The organism is Phenylobacterium sp. (genome assembly GCF_035276905.1).
GTDB lineage: Bacteria > Pseudomonadota > Alphaproteobacteria > Caulobacterales > Caulobacteraceae > Phenylobacterium.
In genome coordinates, this window is the sequence record NZ_DATELG010000094.1 from 1 (window position 1) to 3243 (window position 3243).

Annotated in this window: 4 protein-coding genes; all 4 read right to left on the reverse strand. The window is 70.6% G+C overall.

Annotated features, from left to right (window positions below; genetic code table 11):
* Nucleotides 1–96: 96 nt before the first annotated feature.
* Nucleotides 97–486 (reverse strand): hypothetical protein, encoded by a 390-nt coding sequence (locus VJS38_RS03985; protein ID WP_324086857.1) that lies wholly within the window; start codon nt 484–486, stop codon nt 97–99.
* Nucleotides 487–749: 263 nt separating this feature from the next.
* Nucleotides 750–1376: a glutathione S-transferase family protein gene (locus tag VJS38_RS03990; protein WP_324086858.1), complete on the reverse strand. Its 627-nt coding sequence runs from the start codon at nt 1374–1376 to the stop codon at nt 750–752.
* Nucleotides 1377–1415: 39 nt separating this feature from the next.
* The gene (locus VJS38_RS03995; protein WP_324086859.1) at nt 1416–2216 is read right to left on the reverse strand and encodes an ABC transporter permease; all 801 of its coding nucleotides are present in this window, start codon (nt 2214–2216) and stop codon (nt 1416–1418) included.
* The gene (locus tag VJS38_RS04000) at nt 2216–2989 is read right to left on the reverse strand and encodes an ABC transporter ATP-binding protein (RefSeq protein ID WP_324086860.1); all 774 of its coding nucleotides are present in this window, start codon (nt 2987–2989) and stop codon (nt 2216–2218) included. Before VJS38_RS04000 ends, VJS38_RS03995 begins: the two co-directional genes overlap by 1 nt.
* Nucleotides 2990–3243: the final 254 nt, after the last annotated feature.

The window sequence follows — 3243 nt, forward strand, 5'->3', positions numbered from 1 at the left end:
ACGGCCAGGCCGCCGGCGAGGGCGATCAGCCCCACCAGCCAGCCTGACCCAGATTCAACCCTGTTCGGCACTGCCGCCCCCCGCCCCCCTTAAGGATCAGCCGCGTTCGCCAGCGGTGGCGCTGGACATCGAGCTGGAGCCGGTTGTGGATGGCGCCGTCGCCGACGTGTCGGTGCTCGACGAGCTGGCCGACGGCGCGGTGGCCGAGGTGTTGGCGCCGTAGGAGCTGGCCGAGCTCGCCGGCGGGCTCGCGCCCGCAGTCGTGCTCGCGCCGGCTCCGGCGTTGGCGGGATTCGCAGCGTTCGGCGACGCGGACGAGCGGCTGCCGTAGGCGCCCTGTGAGTTCTGCGCCGCGGCGGCGTCGTTGGCCGCAGCACCGCTGCTCATGCCTGACGTGGTCGAGCCCGACGAGGTGGATTGGGCGAGCGCGGCGCCGGCGAGAAGCACGACGCCCGCGGCGGTGGCGATGGCGATCTTCGGGTTCATACAGTCATCTCCGTTGTCCCCTAGCCGCGCCGGAAACTAAACCGGACGCCCCCTGTTCCGGGACTTGCCATTTGGCAAGGCGGTTCCGGGCGAGGCCAAAGGCCCTTCCGAAGCTCCGCCGGCTCGCGTCCACGCGCCCGGCGGCGTTTAGTTAGAAGCGCAGCTATTGGGCATAAACGTGTCCCTGGCCAGGCACGGTTAGGGAAGCGCGGTCCTGCTCAAGCCCCGTGCAGCATGGCCGCGAGCTTGGCCACGGCGATCGCTCATCGCGCCCCGGCTTCCCAGGCCAGGAACTCGGGCGTCTCGAGCAGACGTTCGGCGTACTCCCCGCCGCGGCCGGTGTCGCCGAAGTCGGAAAGGCGTACGCCATAGGTCCGCAGCCGCGAGGCGACCGGCGTGTAGAAGGCGTCGGCGACGCTCCATTCCGCGCCGCCGAGCCACGGTCCGCCCAAGCGCGTCAGAAGGTCGACCCACATCCGGGCGATGCGGCGCAGGTCCTTATGGGTCGCTTCGGAAAGCTCGGCCACCTTGGGCGCGGCCCGCAGGTCCATCGGGCACTCGCCGCGCAGCGAGCTGAAGCCGGAGTGCATCTCCGCCGCCGCCGCCCGGGCCAGGGCGCGCGCGCCGGGATCCTGCGGCCAGAGCCTGGCCTGCGGGAATTTCTCAGCGAGGTATTCGCAGATCGCCAGCGAGTCCCAGATCACGAGCCCGTCGTCCTTCAGGACCGGCACATGGTTGCTCGGGCTGTGCGGCGCGATGGCGGCCTCGGTGCGCGCGCCTTGCCGCAGTTCGATGGACGTCTCGGTGAACTCGGCGCCGGCCCTCTTCAGCACCAGCCACGGCCGCATGGACCAGCTTGACCACGCCTTGTTGCCGATCACGAGTTCCATACGAGTGGCCTCCTTCGCCAAAACGCAACGGGCCAGCGTTTAGCTGGCGGTCTCGGCGCTGTAACGCGCAATCAGGCCGGTCCGTATCGCCCGCCGGTAGACCCCCGCGAACGCGAGGCAGGCCAGAAGCAGATAGAGCCCCGCCAGGCCCAGGCCGGCGGCGAGCCCGCCCCACGCGACCGGCCGGCCCGCGACGATGCTGCGCATGCCCTCGAAGACATAGGACGGCGGCAGGGCGTGGCCGATCCAGCGCATCCAGGCCGGCAGGGTGGCGAGCGGATAGAAGACGCCCGCGAACGGCGAGAGCAGCGAGGGGATCGGCCAGATCAGCCACTCCGACGCCGGCCCGAACCTGAGCACGATCGCCGTGCCGAGGATCCCAAGCGCGATGCCGGTGACGAACAGCACCATCAGGAACGGGACCAGGGCCGCGCCATAGGCCAGAAAGTCGAGGCCGAAGACGCCGGTGGCGAGCGCCAGCATGGCCAGGAGGCCCATCAGGCTGGTGCATACACCCGTCGTGACGAGGCCCGCCAGGTACTCCGAGATCATCAGCGGCGTGGCGAACAGGTTCAGGAAGTTGCGCGACCAGACATCCTCGAAGAAGGCCGTCGTCACCCCCTGCATGACCCGGGAAAGGAAGTCCCACAGCAAGACCGCGCCAAGCAGGGAGGCGGTGAAGTGCGCCGCACCGGTCAGCTGGTCGAGATAGCGGCTGATGAAGCCCCAGAGCACGATGTCGATCGCCACCCAGGCGACCATCGGCAGCAGCCGCACCGGGCTGCCGCGCAGCAGGAAGACCTGGCGCAGGACGATGGCGGCGATGCGGGAGGCGCGCATCAGTCCACCTCCTCGCCGGTCGCCGGATGCTCGTGGGCGACCTCGATGAAGAGATCCTCGAGGCTCGCCGCGCCGTGCTGGCTGATCAGGTCGGCGGGCCGGCCGTCGAGCAGGATCCTGCCGCGCGAGAGGAACAGCACCCGGTCGCAGACCTCGGCCACCTCGTACATGTTGTGGCTGGTCCAGAGCACGCCGGCCCGGGTCTCGCGGACGAAGCCGGTGATCCGCCGGCGGATGTCGCGCGCGGTCGCCGGATCGATCGAGGCGGTCGGCTCGTCGAGCAGCAAGAGGCGCGGGCTGTTCAGCATCGCCTTGGCGAGGGCCACGCGGGTCTGCTCGCCGGAGGACAGCACGCCGGTCTTGTCCCGGCGGTGCTGTGAAAGGTCGTAGGCGTCGATCAGCGCCTCGATGCGCGCCGAAAGCCCCCTGACGCCGTAGACCAGGCCGAAGACGCGCAGGTTCTGCTCGACGGTGAGGTTGCCCGGCAGCGGCGCATAGACCGCGGCGAAGTTGGCGAGCGCGAGCGCGCGGCTGCGCGCCTTGGCCAGGTCGAAGCCGCCGATGCGCACGCTGCCGGCCGTGGGCTGCAGCACCCCCAGGATCATGTTGATGATGGTGGTCTTGCCGGCGCCGTTGGGGCCGACCAGGCCCACGATCTCGCCCGGGGCGACGGCGATCGAGACATCGTCCACCGCGCGCACGCGGCCATAGGTCTTGCACAGGCCCGCCGCGGCGAGCACCGGCTGCGAGGCGGAAGGGACGGGATCTGGCATCGGCGGCCCAGGTTGCAGAGCCCGCGCCGCGCCGCAAGCGCCGACGACATTCCGTTAACCGCCGCCCGCGAAGCTTTCACCGAGAGGGATTCGGCGAGGAGGACCGGCGATCAAGATCACCGCATCATCGACGGTCGGCGCGCTCCTGCTGACGCTCGGCCTGGTTGCGGCCACGAACGCCGTCGCCGAAGGGGTCGCCGCACCCGCGCCGCCGCCCGTGCGGCGCGCGCCTGCGCCCAAGCCCGTCGCCGTGC